This is a genomic window from Gordonia sp. i37 (assembly GCF_002043085.1).
Lineage (GTDB): Bacteria > Actinomycetota > Actinomycetes > Mycobacteriales > Mycobacteriaceae > Gordonia > Gordonia polyisoprenivorans.
Genome location: NZ_MVPX01000621.1, coordinates 1 through 23,925, shown reverse-complemented (window position 1 = coordinate 23,925; position 23,925 = coordinate 1). Strand labels below are relative to the sequence as shown.

Genomic DNA, 23,925 nt, shown 5'->3' with positions numbered 1-23,925 from the left:
GCCCGCCCCCCCCCCCCCCCCCCCCCCCCCCCCCCCCCCCCCCCCCCCCCCCCCCCCCCCCCCCCCCCTGCCGTAAGGCCGGTATCGATGTCTCCGACCTCGACGTGGTCGAGATCAACGAAGCATTCGCGGCAGTCGGCATCGCGTCGACGCGTCGCCTCGGGATCGACCCGGAAAAGGTCAATGTCAACGGCGGTGCCATCGCGATGGGCCATCCGCTGGGGATGTCCGGGGCTCGAATCGTCCTGCACCTCGCACTGGAGCTGCGACGACGCGGCGGTGGCATCGGCGCGGCCGCGCTCTGCGGTGGCGGCGGACAGGGCGACGCGATCGTCCTCCGGGTCAATTGACCGGCGCCGGAGAGGTTTACCACCCCGGCCACAGCCACCGTCCCGCCATCCGGGAATCGACAAATCAACAGAAAGTGGTTGACAACATGAAAACAACAGCAGCGATTCTGACGGAGGCGAACGCCCCGCTCGAGCTTGTCGACGTCGACGTCGCCCCACTGCGTTCGGACGAGGTTCTCGTGCGCATCGTCGGCGTCGGTGTGTGCCACACCGATCTCGGCGTGATCGCAGCACCGGCCCCGGGTCAGACACCGATCGTCCTCGGCCACGAGGGCTCGGGCATCGTCGAAGAAGTCGGCAACGGTGTCACCGAACTCGCGGTGGGCGATCGCGTCGTGCTCTCCTATGCCCACTGCAACACTTGCGATCACTGCGCCGGAGGCATCCCGCAACATTGTCGACAGTTCATCCCGCTCAATCTGGTCGGCGCCCGCGCAGACGGCTCGTCGCCACTGAGCCGCGATGGCGACGCGGTCCTCGGCGCCTGGTTCGGTCAGTCGTCGTGGGCACGTCACGCCGTGGTGGCCGCGCACAACACCGTCAAGGTCGACGACGACCTACCGTTGGAGCTGCTCGGCCCCCTCGGGTGCGGTATCCAGACGGGCGCCGGGGCGGTCCTGAACTCGCTGAGTCCGGAACCCGGCTCGTCGATCGCCGTGTTCGCGGTCGGTTCGGTGGGGTTGGCTGCAGTGCTTGCCGCTGTGGCTGCCGGGTGCACCACGATCATCGCGGTGGACATCTCCGACGATCGCCTCGCCACCGCCGCGGAACTCGGCGCCACGCACACCATCAATTCGTCGTCCGTCGATCCAGCCGAGCGGATTCGCGAGATCACCGGCGGTACCGGCACGCGCTACTCCGTCGACTGCATCGGCTTCGAGTCGGTACTGCGGTCGGCACTGGAATGCCTGGACACGCCGGGCACGTGCGCGACGGTCGGCTTCCAGGGCCTCCCCAACGAGGTCGCGATCGACCAGGGGCACCTTCTGTTCGGTAAGACGCTGGTGGGTGTCATCGAGGGCGATGCCGTGCCTCGCGAGTTCGTTCCCCGCATGATCGAGCTCTACCGGAACGGCCGCTTCCCCTTCGACAAGCTGATCACCACCTACGATTTTGCCGCGATCAACGACGCCATCGACGCTGTACACCACGGCAAGGTCACCAAGGCGGTACTGACGTTCGGCTGACCTAGTCGAGCGTCACTGCACCTATGGATAATCACCCCCGGGTTGATTGTCTTTAAGGGACAATGAGCAGCACACACCAGTCGGTTAGAGTGTGGCACCGACAACACATTCGTCCCACTCGACCAACAGGAAGTGACACGTGACCACGAGTCACCCACGCACCGTGTGCGAGACCCTCGGCGTCGCCGGATCGTTGATCTCCGGCGACGCCGAGTTCCACGACAGCACCCAGACTCCGTCTGATCTCCGCACCGGGATCGACCTCGGTACCGCGACGTGCGTCATCGTCGTGGTCGACGCTGCGGGCCATCCTGTCTGGATCGATGTCGAAGCCACTGCAGCGATCCGCGACGGCGTGGTCGTCGATTTCGCGGGCGCAGCTGCGGCGACACGTCGCCTCAAGGCCGCGGCAGAGCAGGCGCTGGGAGTTGACCTGCGCGATGCGGCCACTGCATTCCCACCGTGTGTTGGAGTCGCCGAAAGCCGCGCCTGCAGGTTCGTTCTGGAAGCAGCGGACTTCGAAGAGGTGGTGCTCCTCGACGAGGTGACGGCAGCCAACAACACGCTCGAGATCTCCGACGGCGTCGTCGTCGACGTCGGCGGCGGCTCGACCGGCGTCGGGGTGTTCCGTGACGGCGAACTCCAAGCCCTCGATGATCGCGCCGGTGGCGGGCATCATCTCGACCTCATCCTCTCGGGCGCACTCGGCGTCGACCTCGCGGAGGCCGAAGAGCTCAAACGCACTGGGTCCGACAGCGAATACCTCCCCATCCTGCGACCCGGTTTCGAACGGATAGCGCAGAACATCGCTGAACTCACACGTGGCGCGGAGGAACTGGACATCCATCTCGCGGGAGGAGCGCTCATGTACCCGGGTGCCGACACCGCGATCGCCAAGTACCTCGATCGGCCGGTGCACACCTATCCGCACGCGAACCTCATCACGCCACTCGGGATTGCGCGGTCGGCCCCGTGAGTGCTGCGGTGTGATCGTGCACCTCTCGCCGGCGACACGTACCGACCTCGACGCACTGTTGGGGTCGGTGATCGAGGATTCCGCGACCGCGGAGGCCGCAGTAGCACGCTGTTTCGATGCGACCTCACCAATTCTGCTGTCTCGCCGCGACGACCTGACCTGGGTCCGCCTCGACTCGACCAACGGCGAGCCGGATCCGTCCGTCGAACTCGACCAATCCGACTACGCGGCGCTCGAATGCAGCAGCGGGCCACTGGTGCGGCGCGGAGTGGCGATCGGCGGCTACGCCCTCCTCGCCGAGACAGAATTCGATACCGACGATCTCGCACTCCTGTCGCGAATCTGCGTCTGGCTCACACTGATTCGGACACTCGATGCGGCGCGAAGCGAAGTCAGCGACTTCCATGACGAGTCGCGTGTCGTGGGCGATCTGGCCAAGCAGGTCCTCAGCGTCGCCGATCTCGATCAAGTGCTGCTCACCATCCCCACCGAGACACTCCGGATGAGCGAATCCGATATCTGTGGAGTCTTCCTCCGCGAGGGCGACGAATTGCGGATGCGTTCCTGTGTTGGCCACCGATTGGTCGAGACCTCGCGACTGAGAATGGGCAAGGGACAGGGCGTCGCCGGGATGGTGTTCGAGACCGGCGCTCCCGCCAAAGTTGACAGCTACCTGCAGGACATGCGTATCAGCAACGACTTCATGTCCCTCGCCGAGAACGAGGAGACCCGTTCAGCTCTCGCGGTTCCATTGAATCTCGGCGACGACCTGGTCGGCGTCCTCGAGGTGTGGCGACGACGCTACTCGAGTTTCACCGGGCGGGATCTACGTCGACTCGAAGCGCTGGCCGACCTCGCGACGATCGCAATCGACAACGCTCGCCTCTACGATTCGCAGCGCAGCGCACTCACCGACCTCGAATCGACTCGTGCGCGCCTGCAGGGACAGATCTCGCTGCTCGACGAGACAGCTCGACTGCAGAAGTCGCTGATCGACATCGTTCTCGAGAACGGCGCCGTGTTCGCGCGGGTCGCACGGACTCTCCACGACTACCTGGGCGGAACCGTTGCCGTCGTCACAGCCGACGGAGTGATCGAAGCCCGCTACCCACGCGACGCCGACACCCAGGCCATCGACGCCGCGTGCACACACGCACGCGAATCACTGACTCGCGACGTCGGGCCGATCAGATCTGTTGGCGAGCAGCCTATTTGGTTGCACCCCATCGAACTGGGCAACGACCAATTCGGGATGGTCTGCGCCCAGGGCAGCACTGCCGGCGACGACCGGACGCAGGTTGCGTGCCAGCAGGCCGCTCTAGCGTGCGCACTCTTCCACCTACAGCAGCGTGCGGCGAGTCTCGCACGCGCGGAGGCGCTCGATCAGATCCTGTGGGATCTGATGGACGGCTCTCCCGAGCAGCGGGCAGCAGCCCGCGGACGCGCCCAACAGATGGGAATCTGGCTGCGCGGCTGGCATCGCATTCTGTACGGGTCGATCGAGAATCTTGATTCCATTGCACACCAGGAAGAGTGGAGCATTTCGTCGTCAGACAGGGCGCGACGGGCAATTCTCGATTCGGTGCGTTCGCTGACCTCTCCCGCGCAGCCGACGTTGGCAGGTCTCCGTGGCAACAGGCTCGTCGCCCTTGTGCCGATCCACGACCGCGACCGGGCGAGGGATTTCCTGCGTTCACTCAATGCTCAGCTGACAGCCGACCACCCCGACATCACCTTCTCGTGGGGACTGAGCACCGCTCGCGACAAGCCAGCACACTATGTCGAAGCATTCTCAGAAGCCAGAACCGCACTCGCTGCGGCGCAGCGACTCGGATCGGTGTCGCTGTACGACGATCTCGGCATCGTCCGACTGCTCCTCGGCCACGAGGATGCCGACTTCCAGTCCTTCGTGCGTGAGATCACCGGCCCACTAAAGAATTACGACCGCCAGAACGCAGGATCGCTGATGCAGACACTTCGAGCCTACTTCGATTCCAATTGTTCACAGAAGGACGCGGCGGAACTGCTCTACATTCACCACAAGACGCTCGCCTATCGCCTTGACCGCATTCGTAAGCTCACCGGCCTCGACCTGTCGCAGCACAGCGACCGGATGCGTGCTGATCTGGCACTTCGGTTGCTCGAGGTCTCCGAACAAGCAGAACAACCGGAGACCGACGTGCCCTGACGGGTGCGTCCTGTCTCCGGCCGTGAACTCAGTCGAAGACGATCACTGCTTTGACACACTCTCGTGAGCGCATCGCGGAGTACCCCCGTGCCGCGTCATCGATTCGCACATGCTCGTCGATCACTGCAGTCGGGTCGATGACCCCGGCGGCGAGCAATGGTCCGAGTTCGTCCCTGTCGCGCACTGCATTACCGATGGCGAACGACAGCGTGAGTTCGTCCGCGAATGCCTGCGCGACCGGCATCGGCCATTCGGCGGCACTGTGTACGCCAACCGACACCAACGTGCCGCGCTTGCGGATCATCGCCAAACCGGTGTCGAGTCCCCGTGCTCCGCCGACCGCTTCGATCACGACGTCTGCACCGCGGCCGTCGGTGAGTTCGTCGATGACAGCGCGGGCGTCGTCCGGGGCGACCCCGATCGCGCCGCACTTCTCTGCGAGTTCGCGACGCGCCTGCACGGGCTCGACAACCACCACCGGACCTGCTCCGCACGCCTGGGCTGATTGACTGGCCAGTTGCCCCACGGGGCCACCGCCGATCACCGCGAACGTCGCACCGGGACGGAAGTCCGCGCGACGGACTGCACCGTATCCGGTTGCGAGGATGTCGCCGAGGAGAAGCGCTCTCTCCCAGTCGAGTTCAGCGGGAAGGACCTGAAGTGCGACATCAGCGAACGGCACCCTCACCAGTTCTGCCTGCGCGCCGTCGAGTCGCGGTCCGAACGACGTGCCGGTGCCGAAGAAGGCCTTCTGCGCGCACTCCCACTGACACCCGGACCGGCACCACCAGCACGCACCGCACGAGATGAAGTCGGCCCCTGCAACACGATCGCCGGGTCGCAGACCACGCACTGCGGCACCGACGTCCACGACCACCCCGACGAATTCGTGCCCAAGCACATTCCCGGCGTCGAGCCCGTCACCATGCTCGGTGAGATGCAGGTCGGTGCCGCAGATGCCGGCGCGCAGGACACGCACGATGGCGTCGGATCCGTCTACGAGTACCGGATCTGCGACTGTGGTGACCGAGACCTCACCGGGCGCGGTATAGACGACCGCCTTCATCATGCATTCACCGCGTCGAGTGACTTCACACGTTCCGCGATACGGGCGGCAGCTCCCTGGAGATCACCCAATTCCGTTGCAGTGAGCGGAAGTTGCACGATCTCGGCGAGTCCAGAACGATTCAGGCGAACCGGCAGCCCGACATATCCAGAGGTAATTCCATACTCACCGTGCGGTGCTACCGTCGCCGCCATCACATCACAGGATTCGGTGATCATCGCGAGGACCATAAGTGCGGCGGAGAGACCTGGTGCGAAGAATGCGCTACCCGATTTCAACAGTCCGACGACCTCGGCTCCGGAGTTTCGGGCCCGATCGACAAGTCCTGCAACCGCGGTGGCACCGAGTACCGCATCGATCGGCCGCCCCGACACCGTCGCTTGCGACAGTGGCATCACCATCTCGTCGCCGTGACTGCCGAGCGCCAACGCCGACACCTCGTGCGGATGGACATTAGCGGCGAGCGCGGTCAACGCTTCGAACCTCGACGAATCGAGCACCCCGGCCATGCCGATCACCCTGCTCGTCGGGAGCCCGGTGACCTGCCACGCATGCTGGGTCATCTCGTCGAGCGGATTTGTGACGATGAGTAGCACCGCCTCCGGAGAAGCCGACACAGCCTCTTGCGCAAGCGAACCGACGATCGCAGCATTGGTACCGACCAGGTCTGTTCGGCTCATACCCGGGGTCCGCGCCTTGCCCGCGGTGATGACCACATAGTCGGACGCACCCGCCTCGGCAAGCGTGTTCACCCCACGGACCTTTGTCGAGAACCCGAGCAGCGGCGAGGCGTGTGTGATGTCCAACGCGATTCCGGCGGCGCGCTCTCCGGCAATGTCGACAAGGACCACCTCGTCGATCCTGTCGGACTCCGCGAGTCGCATAGCCGCGATCATGCCCACGTTGCCGGCACCGACCACTGTCACCCGTCGGGCTCGGCCATCCGCCCGCGAGCTCGCATTCGAGGTCGCCGCGCTCGACGGAGTGACAAGCCTGTCGACGCGCACGTTGGCCGCCAGCGGCCCACCCCTTCGGTACAACGCAGGCGACGGCGGGCTCAGCGGCGGCGGTGCGACGGTCCGTGATGCCTTATGTGGCAACGACATCGGTTCTTCACGACCCGTGGTCGGCGTAGCCGACGCACCGGTGAACGACGTCGCTGTCGTGTGCGCCGCGGCGGGTGAGATGGTGCCAGCAGACCGCCCGCTCTCCTCGGAGCCGCCGGCGACGACGATCTCGACGCCGGTGTCTCGCGCTCGCTCGCGCGCCAACGGCGTGACGATGTCGGTACGCCCGACCACGAGTTGCGTGGAGCCGGCAGCGAGCACGGCGTCGACGGAATCGGCCCCATGGACGCTCATCGCTTTGCCTCCTCCACTCCGTCAAGCGACTCGAGTGCGGCGACCGCTGCGTCGCGTGCGGTCGCGACTTCGCTCTCGCCGCCGGACAAGAACAAGCGGCCGAACCTACCGACTGCGCGGATCTCGATCACGCTGATATCGGCAGCCTTCTCTGCTTCGTTGGCGGCCAACGCGATATACGCAGCGGGGGCGCACTCGAGCACGAACAGACTGTCGCCCGGCATCAGCAGCGAACCCTTGCGCCACTTGTTGAGCAGCTGCGCCTGGTAGCCGTGCACGTTGGTGATGAACTGAGTCGACGCGATCTTCGGCTTGATGCGGTCGCTCTCGCTCATCCCGAGTTCGCCCAGCAATGCTTCACCGGCGGCCAACACCTCGGCCTGCTGCTCGGAATGTAGTTCCAGTAGGCCGAATTCACGCTCGATGATCTGCAGTGCGGGTCGGACACCCGCGGCTTTGAGTGCGATATCGGCGGCCTTGAACACTTCGTTGCCCGGCGCCATCTCCACGAACAGCTCGGCCATACCGGCCAGCGGCGGATCGCCGGGACTGGTTGCTGCAACGTGGGCTGCGCACTGAGGCTGCATGCGATCGATGAACGCATAGGTTCGTAGGGTTGCCTGATGGCTCATGTGAAGGTCCTCGGGAATAGTGGGGCGAGCAGCCCCGATGACGATGATGCGAAGCGCAAGAGGCTCACTCGTAGACTCCGCGCCACGGCCGGGCCAGGTGGGCAACTCGCTTGATGTTCACCAGGTGTAGCGGGGTCACGTTGTCGGAGCAGATCGAACCCGACCAGGTGCCCGTGCCCAGTTGAAAGGACGGGTCGACATTGCACGAGTACCCCATGCCGCCGAACAACGCGGGACTGTTGACGATGATGCGTCCCGCGGGCAGCTCGCTGAACTTGGCGATGACACCGGTGTCGGCCGCGTGGATGGCCACGGTGTGTCCTTCGCCCCCGAGCGCGAGGATCTCGCGGCAGCGACGCCAGCCGGCGTCCGATCCGTTCTCACGGTAGATGGTCAGGACCGGTCCGAGGATCTCCCGTGAGAGGAGGATGTCGGAGCCGACCGCGTCCAACTCCGCGCCCAGGACCTTGGTGGTCGACGGCACCGAGAAGCCAGACATCTCAGCAAGTCTCACCGCAGACTGACCAACTGCGTTGGGCCGCAATCCCCCGCTCTCGTCGAAAAGAGTGCGTGCAAGAGCCTGCTGCTGATCGAGCGTCAACCATGCAGTGCCCTCACGGGTCATCTCGGCAATGAGTCGATCGGCGACTGGCGAGTCGATGACCACGGATTGTTCTGCGACACATGCCGTCCCGTTGTCGAAGGACTTCGAGCTCACGAGCATCGTCGCCACTTCCGGGATGTCTGCCGCAGACCTGTCGACATACGCCGGAACGTTGCCCGCACCGACCGCTATCGTCGGCTTCCCGCTCGAGTATGCGGCGGCGACCATCGCTGGTCCCCCGGTGGCCAGGACCAGCCGCACGTCTCGATGTGACATCAACTCCGCCGTCGCAGGCAAGGTTGGCTGATGCAGGCAGGACACCAGATGCTCGGGCGCTCCGGCTTTCACCGCGGCTTCTGCCATCACCTCTGCCGCCGCCAGCGAGCACTTCGCCGCACGAGGATGCGGTGCATGCACGACAGCGTTGCCGGCCTTGACCGCTGCGAGGCTCTTGAACAGGACGGTCGCCGTCGGATTCGTCACCGGGATGATCGCGGCGATGAGCCCCATCGGCGAGCCGATCGCGGTGACCTTGTTCGCTTCGTCGGCCCAGAGAACACCGACTGCTCGGCGCTCGAGCATCCAGTCCGCCACGAAACCCGTGTTGAACCGGTTCTTGATGATCTTGTCTTCGAACACGCCGTAGCCGGTCTCGTCGGCGGCGAGCCGCGCGAGCTTCTCCGACGCCGCGTACCCGGCCTTGGCCATGGCACGAACGATGTTGTCCAGATACTCCTGATCTGCGCCGTCGATGGCGTCGAACGCCGCCTTGGTCGCAGCGACCTGCGACCGGACGTCGGCGAGGGCCGCCAGGTCGGGATCGAGAACTGCTGTCATCTCACTTGCCTTTCCTCACCACCTACTGCAGCGGTGTACGCACACAGCGGGACTCAGGCGCCCTTGGGACGGGTGAGCATTGCCAGAACGCTCTCGGTCTCCTCATGGGGACGCGGAATGACGTGGACAGAAACGACTTCGCCGGCCTTGCCCGCGGCGACTGCGCCAGCATCGGTAGCGGCCTTGACCGCACCGACGTCGCCACGAACCATCACGGTGACCAGTCCCCCGCCGATCTCGCGGTGACCCACCAACGAGACGTTGGCGGCCTTGACCATCGCGTCAGCCGCTTCGATCGCACCGACGAGACCCTTGGTCTCGATCAGTCCAAGCGCTCCCGCGCCGCGCGTAGCGGTTGTCTGTGGTGCCATTGTCGTGCCTTTCTCTTTTGGTTGCTCCTGCGTTGCAGGAGTTGTCGATTCGGCCTTCTTGACCGGACTCGTCGCGGCGGGCTCGGTTGCCCTACGCCCGGGTGTGGCTCTTTCTCGGGAACTCGTCATCTTCGTGAACTGTTCATTTCTCGTAGGTCACGTCTGAACCGACCACGAGGCTGTCGACAATGCCGATGGCCGCCGCGTCGACTGGCGCTTGTGCAGTCGCGGATTCGACCCGCGCCGCACCCCCGGTGGCAACGAGTACGACCTCTCCGCGGCCGGCACCGACGAGATCGACTGCGGCATAAGTACGCGTACTCACCTGGTCGGGGTCGGCAGGGTCAATATCGTTGAGCAGCAGGATGGTTCGACCTGCGATCGAATCCGGTTTGGCCGTGGAGACAACCTGCCCGACGACCCGTGCGACGCGCATCGTGCCCTCCTGTTCGATTCATCCGCCCACCACCTCGCAGGTGAGCGATGGAGACACAGTAAGCAAGCGAGCCGCAGCTACCTCTTATCAGTGCAAGATAAGAATGCGCGGGCCGTTTGTCTACGGAAGAGGTGACGTCCATCGCGGCGATCACGCAATCTGGTTCTCACACGATGGCGTGAATACGAGGGAGAGACAGTGATCGAAGACCAGGACGCCGATTTTCACAAGCCGACCAGCGACGATCCGACGTGGGCGGAGACCAACTTCTTCGGGTTCTATGTACCGGAAGCGCACCTCAATGTCGGCGTGTATGCGTTGTTCCGGCCGAACGTGGGCGTCGTCATCTCGACAGTTGCGATGAACTCCAAGTTCGTCGAGGCGCCGTGGCAGGCCGAGTACTGGGATGCCCAACACCACTTGGCGATCCCGCAGCCACACAATCTGCGCGACTACAAGCTCGCGAACGGGCTGTCGGTGACCTCACCCGACCCGAACAAGGTCTGGGACGTCGAGTTCGACAACGGCGACGGTGTAGCCGTCTCGTTCCGCTATACCGCGTTGGCCGACGCATTCGACATCCACGATCCCGCACAGGATCCGGTCGTCGCCAAAGCGCTCGCGGCAGCCGCCGACGACGACACCTTTGCATGGGGCGAGGCATACGCGGGCCACTTCGACCAGACCGGCAAGTTCGAGGGCGAGGTCTCCCTGCGTGGGCGCACCTACCCCGTCGATTGCGTGTCGACGATGGATCACAGTTGGGGGCTGCGCTCGGAGCATCAAGGACACACGATGAGCTGGCTGCACGCGCACTTCTCGGAGAACTTCGCGATTCACGCCATCCTCGACTTCGACCCCGATGGCGGACCGGACGCCGCAACCGACCTCACGCTGTCACACGGGTACGTGATGGAAGACGGCAAACTGTATGGACTGTCCGACGCAACCGGCCGCACAATCCGCCGCGGATTCTTCGCCCAGTCAGTCGAACTCGAGGTCACCGACAGCCGCGGCAAGACCCACCGCTTGACCGGCCTCGGTCGCACCGCTTTTCCCTGGCAGGCGGGGCCGGGCACCGTCGGCTACAACGTGCTGGCGCAATGGCGTTATGGCGGTGACGATTCCGCAGACGGCTGGGGTGAAATCCAGGACTTCATCGGCCCCCAGCACCTCTGCAAGATCTACAGCGGCGACATCTGAGAGACGTGCGCGACCACCAACGGTGGTCGCGCACGCTCGCCCAATCGGAAAGGACCACCCCAGCTCATGTGTCCACCTCCAACCGCGGTCATCTTCGACCTCGACGGCACCCTGGTGCAGACCCGCGAGGCGTCGTGGCAGGTGTTCGAGCCCATCGGCCGTCGACACGGGCTGGGTATCGACACCCCCGAAGCGTTCTACGAATTGTTCGCGGGCAACTTCTTTGCCTCCCTACGCGACGCGTGTCCACCACACCTTGTAGCCATTGTGGTCTCCGAATTCATGGATGCGCTCACCGACCATTACTCGCCGGTGATGGTTCCGGGACTCATCGACGTCGTCAAGGCGATGGTGCCGCACTCCCGTCTGGCAGTACTGTCGTCGAACACGACTCCAGTCGTCCGACGCGTGCTTCGAAACAACAACCTGGAATATTGCTTCTCACACGTGTTCGGCGGGGACGTAGAACCTGACAAAACCGTGGGCATCGCACGATTCCTCGCCGATGCCGCGTCAGGTTCGGGCCGACTGTGCCGCGCCTACTACGACGAGCCCCCGGTGTCGTCGAGCAATGACGAACGTCCGGAGGCTGACCCGCGCGAGGTGGTGCTCGTCACCGACACCGTGGGCGACGTCGAGGCGGCTGTGACAGCAGGAATTCGAGCCGTCGGTGTCGCGTGGGGAATGCACACCGAGGAGCAGTTGCTCGCGGCCGGAGCGGAATTCGTCGCAATCTGGCCGCAAGAGCTTCTCGCACACCTCTATGGGCGCGCAGAACACGACTGCGAGTGCGCGACGTCGTGTGCGGTACCCGCGGCCGACACCACGAACACCCCCACCGCGAAGCGACAGGGTGAGGCTGCTGCACGCCGCAACGAGCGACGTCGCACATCGGCGGAGCGCCTGCGCATGGCAGTGCACGCAACCATGACCGGGACAGCTGCCACACCCACCACCGTTCATAAGCTACACCGAGAATCACGCACGACAACGGGTTTCGCACCGACAACGCTGCGAAACAGCACTGATCCCGCACTCACCGCAGCGATCACGAGAACCATGCGATGACGAAGACGAAGACTATCCTGGTCACCAATGACGACGGCGTAGCGAGCCCAGGGGTCATTGCGCTCGCCGAGGTCGCAGAAGCCGCCGGACACGATGTGTGGGTCGTTGCGCCAGATCGCCAGTCCAGCGGAAGCGCAGCTGGATTGTGGCGCGATCCCGGGGCATCCCCGGTCGTCACGTCACGTCAGAACAGCACTCTGCGGAATGAGGTCCGTTCTGCAGCAACCCATCCGGGAATGATCGCGCTGCTGGCGATGACCGGCCAACTCGGGCCTATCCCCGACGTCGTACTCTCCGGAATCAACGACGCCTCGAATCTCGGTTCCGGCGTACTGCACTCCGGCACCGCGGGCGCAGCGATCGTAGGCGCCGGGCACGGCGCGGTCGGCGCCGCATTCTCGTTGTACTGCGACGACATTGCCGACAGCGCACCGCGTCAGTGGGACACGGCTCGGACTCTGATCGCCGACGTTCTCGACCACATCGTCACTGCACCGCCCGGCACCATCTTCAATCTGAACGTGCCCAACGTCGAGACACTCGACAAACCGATAGTGCAGGCGCAGTGGCGGGCAGAAGGATGCGTGCCGTCCCTGGTTCCGTTCATTGCAAGCTTTCACGACGCCAACGGAACGACGATGCTGCCGCCCTCGATCGAACGTCGCGTCGGTTCGGACATCGTTCTCGTCGAGGCCGGGTACCCCACGGTGTCGTCGATACGGATCACCGGAGACTCTCCCGTCGAATGGGCGGGTGCGACACCCCACTTGAGGCCAACAACGGATCTCACGACCACTAAGGAGCAATGACATGGCAGGTGCAGTAGGGATGGTGGAGTGCCGCGGTCTCGTCGGTGCACTCGAGGCGGGCGACGCAATGGTCAAGGCCGCCAATGTCACCCTCGACGGCTGCCGCGCATTGCGCAACGGGCAGGTGACGGTACTGGTCCACGGCGATGTGGGTGCGGTCCAGGCGGCGGTGGCAGCAGGCGTGGCTGCAGCCGAACGCGTAGGCGAACTCTATGCCTCACACGTGATTCCACGTCCCCATCCCGAGGCCGAGGTCGTCATCGATGAATCCTTCCCTTCCTGAACGCGCGTTACCACGTAGCGCCACTGATCGTCCCGAAACCCAGCTACTCCTCGACTTCGCCGCCCGATGGCACCGATTTGGCGGCGGCTCGGCAGAAGACATCTTCGTCACGTTCGGTGTGGACAGGGCGACGTTCGGGCGCCGTGTGCTCGCGGTTCTGGACACGACCGTGGTGGATCCCCGTCTCTCCGAGGCGTTGCGAAGCACCTACGGGGTCGGCCTCGGCGCGTAGCGCTCTGTCTGCTGCTCACCATGAGCGAATCGCCAGGCAGGCCCGACCACGGGCCTGCCTGGTGTCGTGCACTGAGAGGCGTTGCGCGCCATGAGGGGCGGTGCGCTGGTAGAGCCAGTGCCCCGCGCAGCTACATGGCCACGCGCACGAATTTCCTGCCGGCCCAACAATGCCTGCAATACCGCCACAGACCCGTCCCCGAGAGCGCCGGATGCTCTCGGGGACGGGTCTGTGCTCGGGCTGCAGGCTCTACCTGGCCACGGCCAGACGAGCCGGTCGTAGCTCGTCAACGGACACTGCGAATCGCTTAATTCCTTTGCGCCGCAGCAGATGCACTGTTTCATCCGACACGGCACCGGCCAATCGGACACTCAGCGTGGCCGGGGACTCGAGCCGCTCCAACGTGTCGTCGACCAGTTTCTCGACGAACTCGCTGATCTTCTTGCGCGGATCGATGTCGATCAATCCGTCACGGACGTAGCTGTCGAGGGGCTCCGCCGCCAAGAGATGTCGCGGCGGGATTCCGTACGTCGCAGCCTGCAATCGCTGCAGCTCCAGCCACACCTGGTCGAGTTCGGCAGCAATCGCGGGGATCTCCAGTACCCCTTGCGTATTGGTGACGTACCCACCGAGTCTGACCGGCACGCCGATCGAATCGCGAAGGGAACGAAGCGCTCTTGCCTCTGCCGCACCACTCATCCGCGGGCTGACGAAGCACACCGACGCGCCGGTGCCCTCCGCAGCCTTGGCGAGGCCTCGCAGTTGGGCGGAGACGAGCTCGGGCGAACCCATCGGCATGGCAACCTGTGGATGCATCGCGCAAAGATTGGCCACCGACAGCAGTTCCGCGACATCGTCAGCGTGGAAGTCCAGACCGCGGATGTCGACCTCGACCGAGCTGCCGACTGCCGCGAACAACGGCGTGAAGGCTTTGACTATCGCCGACTCGAGATCCGCTGCAGCGGCGGTGAGTTCTTTTCCTGATTCCAGATCTGCGACGAGTTGGTCGAGAAGACCGGCCGTCACCAAGACGTCGTCGACGGCGCTCACGACACCATCGCCACCGCGCGAGTTGACCTCGGCAACCTGGTCGACAGTGTGGGCGCGCCCGAGGACCGAGATGCCCGCGTTTGCCGATGCGGCCAGGTCGAGGAGTGCGGCGAGTCCGTCGCCCCCCTCGCCCGCCCCGTCGACCAGGGTGATCTGACCGTCGATCACATCACCGGTCGCACCATCGAGGCTGACGAGGTCACCGGTAGTCCAGGTTCGGTCGCCGACCGTCATGATTCCGGCGGTCGGATCGATCTGTAGTTCAGCACAGCCGACGATGCAGGTCGTTCCCAGTGCTCGTGCGACAACAGCCGCGTGCGACGTCGAACCACCTGTGGCAGTGACGATTCCGTCAGCTGCGATCATGCCGTGCAGGTCAGTCGGGCTGGTGATCGGACGCGCAAGTATTGCCGGACGTCCAGCCTTGGCCGCCTCCTGAGCCGACTCCGAATCGAAGTAGAGTTCTCCGACGACCTGGCCCGGCGATGCGCCCACACCGCGCGTGATCACCTTGCCGGATTCGGTTGCGGCGGCGAGTTCTGCGGGATCGAATCCCGGACGCTGCACATTGCGAACCTGGTCCAGTGATACCGAACCCAGAGCCGCCGCAGCGTCGATGATCCCTTCGTCGTACATGTCCGTTGCGATGCGGATCGCCGCTCGCGCAGTGCGCTTGGCACTCCGCACCTGCAGCATGTACAACTCACCCCGCTCAACAGTGAACTCGATGTCGAGCATGTCCTGCCGTCTGCGTTCCATTGCTTCGCACGTCTGTGTCAGCTCGGCGAACGCGTCGGGAGCTTTCTCGGACATCTTCTGGACGGGGTCTGGCGTTCTGGTTCCCGCGACAACGTCCTCGCCTTGGCTGGCCTCGAGGTATTCCCCGAACATGCCGAGTTCGCCAGTGACCGGGTTCCGAGTGAACACCACGCCGGAACCGCTGTTCGAGTCGAGGTTGCCGAATGCCATCGACTGCACGACCACGGCAGTTCCGAGGTCGTGGGGAATGCCGTGGACGTCGCGATAGGTTACTGCGCGACGCGTGTTCCACGAGCGGAAGACCGCTTCCACTGCCCCGATGAGCTGTTCGTACGGATCCGTCGGCACGACGTCGTCGGAATCCTCGGTCAGTTTGGCGGCACAGTAGGACCAGACGGCGTCGTACACGCCACCCGCTGACGCGTCGTCTGGCAACCCGTCGAGGACTTCGTCGAGTTCGTGACGCTCGGGGACCTCGAAGGCGTCGAGCACCGTCTCGGCATACATACCGTGAAAACGGAATACGACGTCAGCCATGAATCGGACGTTGCCGGTGACATCTGCGAGAGCAATCGCGGATTCTCGGCTCACGCCGAGATTGAGGACAGTGTCCATCATGCCGGGCATCGAGACCGGGGCCCCGGATCGCACCGACAACAACAACGGAATCGGCCCTGCACCAAACGTTTTCGACGTTTCGGCTTCGACGTCGGCCAATCGTGAGGTGATCTCGGAGATCAACGACTCAGTGAGTTCTCCGGCCTCCAGATAGTTGTGGCACGCCGCTGTCGAGATCACGAAGCCCGGCGGTACCCGCAGACCACTCCTGGTCATCTCTATCAATCCGAATCCCTTGCCGCCGACCTCGTTGAGGTCCACATCTCCGGGGTCGGTGAATGCGCGGGTCACGCCGGTGCGCGTTGTCGGCGAGGTGCCGCTCATGGTGGTCATTCCTTTCGCTTTCTGCCCAGGGTGCGCAGCAGGTCTTCGTGGAACTCGAACCAGACGTTGTGCACCGAGTCACGTGTCGGATCGGAGACAAATGCGATGTCGCCCGCATCTACTTTGTCGAGCGAGTCACGAAACCTCGTGATGTAGATACGGAATCGCGGATCGCGTTCACCCAGCGTCTCGAGAAGGCCGGCCAATCGCGACACGAGCTTGTCGATCTGCGAGATGATCTTGTTGTCGTAGTCGGAATCCGAGTGATCGTTGGTGATCTTGCGCCCGCCGACTTCGATCTGCTGCCATGCCGACATCGCCCGCAGGAACCGCGCATTCACGTCTTCGAACTTGTCAGCAACCGCAAGAACGGCAGGATCGGTCCGTACGGAAGCGTAGATCTCGGCCGCGGATTCGGTGAGCGTCTCAGCGCTGGCATCGGTGGGCAACGCGTTGTCGCCGACCAGCACGATGAGATTGCGATCGGCAAGAGTCGCCAGCGCGGCCTGCGCTGCGTCGAGGTCAAGGGTGGTGGTATCCGCCACGCCGGCGGCGGTGGACATCTTCTTCAATGCTACCACGTTGAGCGCATCGTAGAGATCTTTGTCCAAAAGTGTTGATGTCATTGGATTCCTCGGGTTACCAGAAGCCACTCGCGGTGGCCGTCCAGGCGAATACTCAGACGACCACCGCGAGATGACGATCGGTGTCAGTGGATACGTTGGTGGCTGATTACAGCCACGTGTACTTGGACGAGCGGAGGTCCGCGTTCTCTCCGAACGGCAGGTAGCCGCGACCAGAGAAGATCTTGTGCGGCACGACCTCCTGAGCGAATCCACGCTTGGTGATGTCGTAGTAGTAGTTGGCGACCCGCTGGTCGACCTCCCACATCTGTAGATCGCGGCAACACTTCTCGTACACCCCGGCGCGCTGCAGGTAGGGCTGGATCATGTCTACGTAGTAGACGTAGTGTCCCGACCAGATCAGGTCCCGACGCGGCATCCGCGAGATCTTGCGATACAGCTTGAGCGTTGCATCCTGGATCTTGGGCAGTTCGCCGGCGAGGTCACCGATGGGCAGTGTCCGCAGTTCGCTCATCGGGGAGTCCCACTTCTCGCGCGCGAAGACTGCGCCCCCGACGATGGCGGGGATGTAGTTCTTCGGACGGGTGAATGTGGTCGAGATGTCGTTGACACGAATTTCCTGTAGCCCCATCGCTTCTGGATCAATTTCCAGAGCCACGGTGTACGCGTAGGGAAGTCCGGCATCCTCACACACGTCAGCCCAATGGAAGATCGGCTCGTTCACGAAGAGGTCCCGCAGAATCAGCAGATTGCCGTTGGGCAGCTCGTAGGGGCCTGTGTCGCCGAGTCCGAGGCGGTTGTCGAAATGTTGCAGGAATGCCAACAACTCCGCCGCGGCGTTGAACTTCGTCAGCGCGGTGTGGTCCGGGGCGCCTTCTTCGAGCGGGACGAGCTGCGCGGTCAGCGTCGACAGGAAGTCCTCATCGTGGATGGCTCCACGGTAGCGATCCTGGGAGTTCAGGATATAGCCGTCCTGACGCTTGCCCCACAGAATGCGCTGCATGAACTTGAGCATCGTGTTGGATTCTTCGACGTACTCATCTGGGCCGATCGCCTCCAGAGCGAGGAGCCCGCAGCGCCCCATACCGAATCCGACTGCACCGATCGACCAATCGTGCACCGAATTGACCTTGGTGCCGACTTCGCGCCGAGCCGACGCTCCGATGTCCAGAAGACCCTGCGCACCAACGGTATCCGTCGCCAGACGGAGGAACTCGGGCCAACGGTAGAACTCGTGCATGAACGCCAGGATCTCGTACTCCTGCCGCGGGATCATTCCCGAGACACCCTCCGTTGCACGCATGACGAGCGTGTCCCAGATATTCCAGGCGAGGTAGTTGTTGAGGTCATTGAGTTCGTCGAGCGTGAACTGTTCCTTCAGAACGTCATCCTTGCCGACCTTCTCGAGCACTTTGCTCTTGGCACGTGCTCGCATCATCTTGTCGCCGAGGATGCCGTCGGTCACAGGTTCCATCCCGACGAAGTTGCCCTCGAAGGTCAGGTCTTGAAAACGGAGTCCGTCGTCCTCCGCGCGGTAGCGATCCTTGTAGGTGGCCTTGGCCCCTGCTTGCGCGTTGATGGTCATCTCCACTCCCCTCAGACCAGACTCACTCGGCCGACTTCGTCATCGTCGCAAAGCAATTGCACCTTCTTGCCGACGAGCGCCTCCGTGATCTCGACGAAATGCGAGTTGTCGGTGTTACCGACCTCGTACCGCGAGTCACTGTCGGTCAGGTGCGCGGTCATCACGCACGGGATCTGAAACTCGCGCGACAGGATGCCCAGGTGCGACTCCGGCGCCCCCGACATGGTGATGACGCCGATGGCACCCATGCTCAACGCGGGCGTGAGGAAGGTCGTTGTCCCACCCCGGACCAACAAGATGAACTCGCTAAGTTTGCCCGACTGGACGATCTCGATCACGTCCTGGGGCGAGTCGAGGTACTTCACCTCGCCCACCGGTGACTTCGTTGTCTCGAAGGCGTTGTAGCCCTCTGCCACTACCTGCATGGAATCTCCTCTAACTGAACCAGTTTCCCGGTATCTGATGTTCCGTAGCTCACAATGCTCCGTAGTTGTGCGCTGGCGCACTCACCATCGGGACAGGCATGGACGCGCCAAGCTATCCGCGACGGATAGGGGCTACGTCGCTGCCATTGAGTCGAGCTCGGAAAGCTTTCTCCTGAGCAGCTTTCCCGACGACGTGGTCGGCAGTTGGTCGACGAACACCACGTCACGTGGCCGCTTGTACGCGGCTAGCCGATCAACACAGAACGCCAGAATCGAGTCCTTGTCCGGCTCTCGATCGGCGCGCAGGACAACGTATGCGACCGCGATCTCACCCTTGACGGCGTCGGGGCGACGACCGATCGCGACCATGGCGACGTCCGGATGTGCGGCCACAACTCGTTCGATCTCGGCTGGATACACGTTGTATCCAGCCGTGATGATCATGTCCTTGAGTCTGTCAACAATGAACGCGTGGCCCGAATCATTCTGGTAGGCAACGTCACCCGTGCGTAGCCAACCGTCCTCGGAGAGCACCTCAGCGGTCGCCTCCGGCCTCCCGTGGTAGCCGAGCATCACCAGCGGCCCACGCACCATCAGCTCCCCCGCCTCGCCCATGGGCACCGGGTCGGTCGACCCGTCGATCGGCGCAACAGCGATCTCGTTGCCCGGTAGGGACACACCGATCGAACCCGGACATGCGGGCGCATACACCGAGTGAGTTGTGCCGAGACCGGACAGTTCGGTCATCCCCCACAGCTCGAGTAGTGGCGCGCCGGTCAGCTTCTCCCACTGTTCGATGATGATGGGCGAAAATGTCTGCCCGCCAACGGTACTCACTCTCAACCCGGAGAGATCGGTGGTCGCCATATCGGGGGCGGCAAGAAGCATCGAATACATCGCGGGTACGCCTTCGAACACTGTCACGCCGTGCTCGGCCATCAGGCCGAATGCCACACCCGGGTCGAATCGCTCCATGAGGACGACGGTCCCTCCGGCCAAGAAGGTGCCGTTGATCGCCACGTTGCCGTACACATGCGCCGCCGGGAGCGCAGACAGGATCACGTCGCGGTGCGTCTTTCCGTGCATCGTCGCCGTGTGCGCGCAGTTGAGCAGTACCGACTCCAGCGACTGCATCGCACCTTTGGGGTGACCGGTCGTCCCGGAGGTGTAGCCGATACTGCCCAGATCGCGGGGTTGGCGTTGCGCGATCGGGAACTCAGCGGCATCACCCGCAGCGAGCAGTTCGTCGAACGCGGCGTCGAAGGTGACGTTGACCACAAGGTCGATATCACCCAGGAACTCGCCGACACGCTCGGCCTCGTCAGCGCCGAGGAACAATCCCCTCGCCCCGCAGTCATTGAGTACGTAGTTCAGTTCAGGGCCGGTCAACATCACGTTGATCGGGTTGACGACACCGCCGACTTTCAGGACGCCGTGATACGCGACGATCCACTGCCAACTGTTCTGACCGAACAACGACACCACGTCGCCGACGCCGAAACCCCTGTCGCGCAGCGCTGAGGCCACCCTGTTGGACAGGGCGTCGAGCTCCGCGTAGGTGAGCGTGCGAGTGGAGGTGATCAGTGCGACCCGGTCGGGGTGGCGGAGAGCTGCCCACGGAAGAAGTTCCGCGAGGCTGACTGCGGGACGAGAGAAGGTCATGACGGTCAGGCCACCGTGCCCTCGACGCGATTGAGGCACACGGTCTGATGATTGGTGTACTCGGCCAGGCCGTGTAGCGAGTTCTCGGCTCCGATACCGGACTGCTTGTGGCCTCCGAAGACCTGGTGGGGCGAATACTGGTGAACTTCATTGAGCCACACAGTTCCTGCCTCGATCTGACGGCCGATCCGCTCGACGGCCTCGAGGTCGTCACCCCACACCGTGGCGCCCAGGCCCCACACGGTGTCATTTGCCCGCGCGATCACGTCCGCTTCGTCATTCCACTTGAGCAGCGGCAGAATCGGTCCGAACGGTTCCTCGGCAACCAGCCGCGACTTCTCCGGCGGATTGTCCACGAGGGTGACGGGCACAAACCAGCCCTCGGCTTCGTTGTCGATCTCCCCACCGAGCGCGAAGGTGTAACCGTTGGCCTTGCAGTCGTCGAAGTACTCGGTGACCTTTTCCAGCTGAGGCTTGTTTTGGATGGGACCGAGTTGCGTATCGGCGTTGGCGCCGTCGCCGACCACGACGGTCTTCGCGTACTCCACCAACTCGTCGCGCACAGCGTCATAGACGTCGTCGTGGATGTACACACGCTTGGCCGCATTGCAGAACTGTGCGTTGTTTTGGAATGCAGCCCAGAAGATCTGCGGTGCAACCTTTTTGGGGTCGACGTCGGGTAGGACGATAGCCGGGTCGTTGCCGCCGAGTTCCAGGGTGACCCGCTTGAGCGTGTGGGCAGCAGAAGCCATCACGTGCCTGCCGGTCTCGGTGCTTCCGGTGAAGGCGATCTTCGCGATGCCCGGATGCGACGTCATCCACTTGCCGAGTTCGTCGTCCCCGGACAACGCGCTGAACACGCCTGCGGGCACGAGATCCTGCACGATCTCGGTCAACCGCAGATCACAGAGCGGCGTGAACGGCGACGGTTTGACGATGATGGTGCAGCCCGAGACGAGTGCCGGGGCGATCTTCCACACCGCCAGCAGGATCGGAAAGTTCCAAGGAACGATCGCTCCGACCACACCGAGCGGGGTGTGCCGGCTGATCACCTTGCGCTCTGGAGTGTCCTCCAGAACCTCTTCGGGAAGCTCCTGCTTGGCGATCTCGCGGAACCACGCGATCGATCCGTAGACCTCCCACTCGGCCATTGCACGCGGCTTACCCTGTTCGGAGGTGAGCAGCGCCATGAACTCCTCGGCATGCTCCTCGAGGCGGTCGCCGATGGCCGACACGATAGCCTGACGCTCGGCAATCGGCCTCGCCGACCAGGCGGGGAACGCTGCGCGCGCCGCTTCGACGGCGCGATCGAGGTCCTCGGGACTGGCAACCGGAACGTCGGCGATGACCTGGCCGGTGGCAGGGTTGTAGACCGGCGCGGTCGCATCGGACCCGACACGCTCGCCGTTGATGATGTTGACGTACTTCACGTCCGTGGGCGCACTCATGCGATCTCCTCGAAAGCAGCGATGCGCCTCGGTGTTCGCCGGCACATCGCGTGGATGACTATGGCATTCATCACTGTGAACGCTTGCGTCTGCACCGAGTGTCCTGATTTCGAACACTCCCCGAGGGAGTACGTTTCGGCGCCAGCTACTCCTCGTGGCAGTGATGCAACGCGGACCCACGGCCGCACCAAGGATGCGGATCAGCCGATGCCGTAGTAGCGAATTCGCTGGTAGAGGGTATTCCTGCCGATCCCGAGCGTGGTGGCGGCAGCCGCCTTGTTGCCGTCGGAGGCGCGTAGCGTAGCCATGATGGTCGCGCGCTCTGCGCGCTCGAGCGGCGTGAGAACACGATCAGGCTTTGCGCGATGCGTCACGGGAAGGTCTTCGACGGTCACATCGCCCGCGTTCCTACCTCGCAGTGCCGTGCGAAGCACATGGTCGAGTTCTGTCAGATTCCCCGGCCAGTCCTGGGCGGCAAGCGCCTCAATAGCTGAGGGTGTGATGCGAATCTGCGTCGACGAACGTGAGTACACGCCGGATTCGTCCGGACCTGATGCAGCGATGACGCGATCGAGAGCAGCGCGCACGACGGCTGGAAACTCGGCACCTGCATCGCGCAGCAGAGGACGTTCCTCTCGCACGTCGGCGACGGCGGCCAGCGCTTGATGCTCGTTGGGGAGGTCGTCGTCGGTCAAGGTGATTACCACCGAATTCGTGGCCGCGCCAACCGTCGCCCTCAGTATCGCGGCCTCGCGCGGGCTGCTGAGGTGCGCGTTGTCCACGACCAGGGGCGTTCCGACAGATTCAGCTCGACGGAGCCGCGATGTCCAGTCCTCGGCTCCGCCGACATCGATCCACGTTGCGTCGACGCCGGCGAGTTCGCGCGCGCGCGTCGTCTTACCGGTTCCGGGTGCTCCGATCACCACGGTGATGTGCCCGCCGCGACGTTGACCAGTCGGATCCTCCACGCCGAGACGACTACCTGCCGCGCCTTTCATCGGATGGAAAACCGTCTCATGGGGAACGACCTCGATCAGCACCCCGTCCCTGCTCTCGTCGACGAGTCGTGCGTGCACGTCGACGGGACGACCCGACGCCAGGGAAAGGCTTCGCGTCACATGTTCGCGATCCGAGAGATCAGCAGCGAGAGCCCGCAAGGCAGGGTGATCGTCACCGCTGATCAGATCCATCGCGGCGGCATTGCTCAGTGCCAGATTCTCGCCGAACAGCATGATCGCGGACTTCTTTCGGGCCGCCTCCATCTGAAACTCGGCGAACAGTCGCTGTTCACTGAGCTTCGACCCCTCGTGAAGCCGTTGTTCGATATCCCGAACGGCGCGCATCAGGAAAGGACCCAGCAGGTTGCTGATGTCCTCCACGGGACCGGTCACGTCCAGGACGCCCTCCAAACGCCGAGTGATCGGGTGAATGATCGGCGCGCCGTAGCAACAGAAGACGCGTAGCGCCTCGAGGAAATGCTCGTCGCCGGCAACCGCGATCGGCTTACGGAGTTCGAACGCAGTCGCCAACGAATTGGTGCCACTGGTTTCTTCGAGATAAGTCGCCCCTGGAACCGCTTTGGCACGGTCGAGATGCCGGTCGGCCACGCGGCTACTTCGGCGTAGATCGACGATCCGGGCCGCGTGGTCTGCAAGCAAGATCGAGAACCGGGTGTCACTGAGTTCGTCGACCATCCGGGTCAACACCGGGTCGGCGGCGCGCAGGAGTCGGCTGTGCCGGTCGACCTCGAAGAGCCGAGGTTCCTGTACTTCCATACCGGGGTCGAGACCGCTCATCATCGATCTACGCCAGCCGAGTGCGATCTCGGGTCGGAGGTCAGGATCTGGCATGGCTATTCCTCTTCGTT

At 63.7% G+C, this 23,925-nt stretch carries 21 protein-coding genes and 1 pseudogene; 9 read left to right on the top strand and 13 right to left on the bottom strand.

The annotated features are described in order from the left end of the window. Positions 1-80: 80 nt before the first annotated feature. The 4 genes and pseudogenes from B1964_RS28960 to B1964_RS28945 form a co-directional block, all read left to right on the top strand. Positions 81-350, top strand: a pseudogene (locus tag B1964_RS28960) (acetyl-CoA C-acyltransferase); the annotation flags it as partial. 86 nt (positions 351-436) lie between these two features. After that, positions 437-1,537: an NAD(P)-dependent alcohol dehydrogenase gene (locus tag B1964_RS28955; RefSeq protein ID WP_079932250.1), complete on the top strand. Its 1,101-nt coding sequence runs from the start codon at positions 437-439 to the stop codon at positions 1,535-1,537. 139 nt (positions 1,538-1,676) lie between these two features. After that, entirely contained in the window at positions 1,677-2,513 is an 837-nt protein-coding gene (gene eutJ, locus B1964_RS28950; RefSeq protein ID WP_079932249.1) for an ethanolamine utilization protein EutJ, read from the top strand. A 16-nt stretch (positions 2,514-2,529) separates the two neighbouring features. Further along, entirely contained in the window at positions 2,530-4,701 is a 2,172-nt protein-coding gene (locus B1964_RS28945; RefSeq protein ID WP_172399008.1) for a helix-turn-helix domain-containing protein, read from the top strand. A 28-nt stretch (positions 4,702-4,729) separates the two neighbouring features. Here the strand turns inward: B1964_RS28945 and B1964_RS28940 are convergent, their stop codons facing one another. The 6 genes from B1964_RS28940 to B1964_RS28915 all read right to left on the bottom strand — a co-directional run bounded on the left by B1964_RS28940 (position 4,730) and on the right by B1964_RS28915 (position 10,008). Further along, positions 4,730-5,770 (bottom strand): alcohol dehydrogenase catalytic domain-containing protein, encoded by a 1,041-nt coding sequence (locus B1964_RS28940; RefSeq protein ID WP_216354305.1) that lies wholly within the window; start codon positions 5,768-5,770, stop codon positions 4,730-4,732. Then, positions 5,767-7,128, bottom strand: a complete 1,362-nt coding sequence (locus tag B1964_RS28935; RefSeq protein WP_079932246.1) for a malate dehydrogenase — start codon at positions 7,126-7,128, stop codon at positions 5,767-5,769. Before B1964_RS28935 ends, B1964_RS28940 begins: the two co-directional genes overlap by 4 nt. After that, positions 7,125-7,760, bottom strand: coding sequence for a hypothetical protein (locus B1964_RS28930; protein WP_079932245.1), 636 nt, complete (start codon positions 7,758-7,760; stop codon positions 7,125-7,127). Before B1964_RS28930 ends, B1964_RS28935 begins: the two co-directional genes overlap by 4 nt. Positions 7,761-7,824: 64 nt before the next feature. Further along, a complete protein-coding gene (locus B1964_RS28925) occupies positions 7,825-9,201 on the bottom strand; it encodes an aldehyde dehydrogenase family protein (protein WP_079932244.1) in 1,377 nt (458 codons plus the stop codon). A gap of 53 nt (positions 9,202-9,254) precedes the next feature. Beyond that, positions 9,255-9,572: a BMC domain-containing protein gene (locus tag B1964_RS28920; RefSeq protein WP_079932243.1), complete on the bottom strand. Its 318-nt coding sequence runs from the start codon at positions 9,570-9,572 to the stop codon at positions 9,255-9,257. 142 nt (positions 9,573-9,714) lie between these two features. After that, positions 9,715-10,008 (bottom strand): EutN/CcmL family microcompartment protein, encoded by a 294-nt coding sequence (locus tag B1964_RS28915; RefSeq protein WP_079932242.1) that lies wholly within the window; start codon positions 10,006-10,008, stop codon positions 9,715-9,717. 198 nt (positions 10,009-10,206) lie between these two features. On the opposite strand from B1964_RS28915, the gene B1964_RS28910 reads away from it, so the two are divergent. The 5 genes from B1964_RS28910 (at position 10,207) to B1964_RS30240 (ending at position 13,603) form a co-directional block, all read left to right on the top strand. Beyond that, on the top strand, positions 10,207-11,211 hold the full coding sequence (locus B1964_RS28910) for a hypothetical protein (RefSeq protein WP_079932241.1): 1,005 nt from the start codon (positions 10,207-10,209) through the stop codon (positions 11,209-11,211). A 66-nt stretch (positions 11,212-11,277) separates the two neighbouring features. Next, a complete protein-coding gene (locus B1964_RS28905) occupies positions 11,278-12,279 on the top strand; it encodes an HAD family hydrolase (RefSeq protein WP_079932240.1) in 1,002 nt (333 codons plus the stop codon). Continuing rightward, entirely contained in the window at positions 12,276-13,088 is an 813-nt protein-coding gene (locus B1964_RS28900; protein ID WP_079932239.1) for a 5'/3'-nucleotidase SurE, read from the top strand. Before B1964_RS28905 ends, B1964_RS28900 begins: the two co-directional genes overlap by 4 nt. A gap of 1 nt (position 13,089) precedes the next feature. Then, positions 13,090-13,371, top strand: coding sequence for a BMC domain-containing protein (locus tag B1964_RS28895; RefSeq protein WP_079932238.1), 282 nt, complete (start codon positions 13,090-13,092; stop codon positions 13,369-13,371). Then, the gene (locus B1964_RS30240) at positions 13,352-13,603 is read left to right on the top strand and encodes a hypothetical protein (protein WP_139765951.1); all 252 of its coding nucleotides are present in this window, start codon (positions 13,352-13,354) and stop codon (positions 13,601-13,603) included. The genes B1964_RS28895 and B1964_RS30240 overlap by 20 nt, the downstream gene beginning before the upstream one ends. Positions 13,604-13,852: 249 nt before the next feature. Here B1964_RS30240 and B1964_RS28890 read toward each other — a convergent pair whose 3' ends face one another. From B1964_RS28890 to B1964_RS28860, 7 genes are all read right to left on the bottom strand, one after another. Then, positions 13,853-16,354, bottom strand: a complete 2,502-nt coding sequence (locus tag B1964_RS28890) for a pyruvate, phosphate dikinase (RefSeq protein WP_079932252.1) — start codon at positions 16,352-16,354, stop codon at positions 13,853-13,855. A gap of 5 nt (positions 16,355-16,359) precedes the next feature. Further along, positions 16,360-17,007 carry a hypothetical protein gene (locus B1964_RS28885; protein ID WP_216354304.1) on the bottom strand — a complete coding sequence of 216 codons (648 nt, stop codon included), beginning with the start codon at positions 17,005-17,007 and terminating at the stop codon, positions 16,360-16,362. 79 nt (positions 17,008-17,086) lie between these two features. Then, positions 17,087-18,523, bottom strand: a complete 1,437-nt coding sequence (locus tag B1964_RS28880) for a hypothetical protein (protein ID WP_079932251.1) — start codon at positions 18,521-18,523, stop codon at positions 17,087-17,089. An 11-nt stretch (positions 18,524-18,534) separates the two neighbouring features. Beyond that, positions 18,535-18,948, bottom strand: coding sequence for a PEP-utilizing enzyme (locus tag B1964_RS28875; protein WP_079932236.1), 414 nt, complete (start codon positions 18,946-18,948; stop codon positions 18,535-18,537). A 132-nt stretch (positions 18,949-19,080) separates the two neighbouring features. Next, positions 19,081-20,610 (bottom strand): AMP-binding protein, encoded by a 1,530-nt coding sequence (locus B1964_RS28870; RefSeq protein WP_079932235.1) that lies wholly within the window; start codon positions 20,608-20,610, stop codon positions 19,081-19,083. Positions 20,611-20,615: 5 nt separating this feature from the next. After that, positions 20,616-22,058, bottom strand: coding sequence for an aldehyde dehydrogenase family protein (locus B1964_RS28865; RefSeq protein WP_079932234.1), 1,443 nt, complete (start codon positions 22,056-22,058; stop codon positions 20,616-20,618). A gap of 200 nt (positions 22,059-22,258) precedes the next feature. Next, complete coding sequence (locus tag B1964_RS28860; RefSeq protein ID WP_216354303.1) at positions 22,259-23,665, bottom strand: helix-turn-helix domain-containing protein; 1,407 nt, start codon at positions 23,663-23,665, stop codon at positions 22,259-22,261. Positions 23,666-23,925: the final 260 nt, after the last annotated feature.

What these genes read in the sequence shown, in the direction of transcription:
- B1964_RS28955 (WP_079932250.1), top strand. Translation starts at nt 437, where the DNA reads ATGAAAACAACAGCAGCGATTCTGACGGAGGCGAACGCCCCGCTCGAG.
- B1964_RS28940 (WP_216354305.1), bottom strand. Translation starts at nt 5,770, where the DNA reads ATGATGAAGGCGGTCGTCTATACCGCGCCCGGTGAGGTCTCGGTCACC.
- B1964_RS28935 (WP_079932246.1), bottom strand. Translation starts at nt 7,128, where the DNA reads ATGAGCGTCCATGGGGCCGATTCCGTCGACGCCGTGCTCGCTGCCGGC.
- B1964_RS28930 (WP_079932245.1), bottom strand. Translation starts at nt 7,760, where the DNA reads ATGAGCCATCAGGCAACCCTACGAACCTATGCGTTCATCGATCGCATG.
- B1964_RS28925 (WP_079932244.1), bottom strand. Translation starts at nt 9,201, where the DNA reads ATGACAGCAGTTCTCGATCCCGACCTGGCGGCCCTCGCCGACGTCCGG.
- B1964_RS28920 (WP_079932243.1), bottom strand. Translation starts at nt 9,572, where the DNA reads ATGGCACCACAGACAACCGCTACGCGCGGCGCGGGAGCGCTTGGACTG.
- B1964_RS28915 (WP_079932242.1), bottom strand. Translation starts at nt 10,008, where the DNA reads ATGCGCGTCGCACGGGTCGTCGGGCAGGTTGTCTCCACGGCCAAACCG.
- B1964_RS28905 (WP_079932240.1), top strand. Translation starts at nt 11,278, where the DNA reads ATGTGTCCACCTCCAACCGCGGTCATCTTCGACCTCGACGGCACCCTG.
- B1964_RS28900 (WP_079932239.1), top strand. Translation starts at nt 12,276, where the DNA reads ATGACGAAGACGAAGACTATCCTGGTCACCAATGACGACGGCGTAGCG.
- B1964_RS28895 (WP_079932238.1), top strand. Translation starts at nt 13,090, where the DNA reads ATGGCAGGTGCAGTAGGGATGGTGGAGTGCCGCGGTCTCGTCGGTGCA.
- B1964_RS30240 (WP_139765951.1), top strand. Translation starts at nt 13,352, where the DNA reads ATGAATCCTTCCCTTCCTGAACGCGCGTTACCACGTAGCGCCACTGAT.
- B1964_RS28890 (WP_079932252.1), bottom strand. Translation starts at nt 16,354, where the DNA reads ATGAGCGGCACCTCGCCGACAACGCGCACCGGCGTGACCCGCGCATTC.
- B1964_RS28880 (WP_079932251.1), bottom strand. Translation starts at nt 18,523, where the DNA reads ATGACCATCAACGCGCAAGCAGGGGCCAAGGCCACCTACAAGGATCGC.
- B1964_RS28875 (WP_079932236.1), bottom strand. Translation starts at nt 18,948, where the DNA reads ATGCAGGTAGTGGCAGAGGGCTACAACGCCTTCGAGACAACGAAGTCA.
- B1964_RS28870 (WP_079932235.1), bottom strand. Translation starts at nt 20,610, where the DNA reads ATGACCTTCTCTCGTCCCGCAGTCAGCCTCGCGGAACTTCTTCCGTGG.
- B1964_RS28865 (WP_079932234.1), bottom strand. Translation starts at nt 22,058, where the DNA reads ATGAGTGCGCCCACGGACGTGAAGTACGTCAACATCATCAACGGCGAG.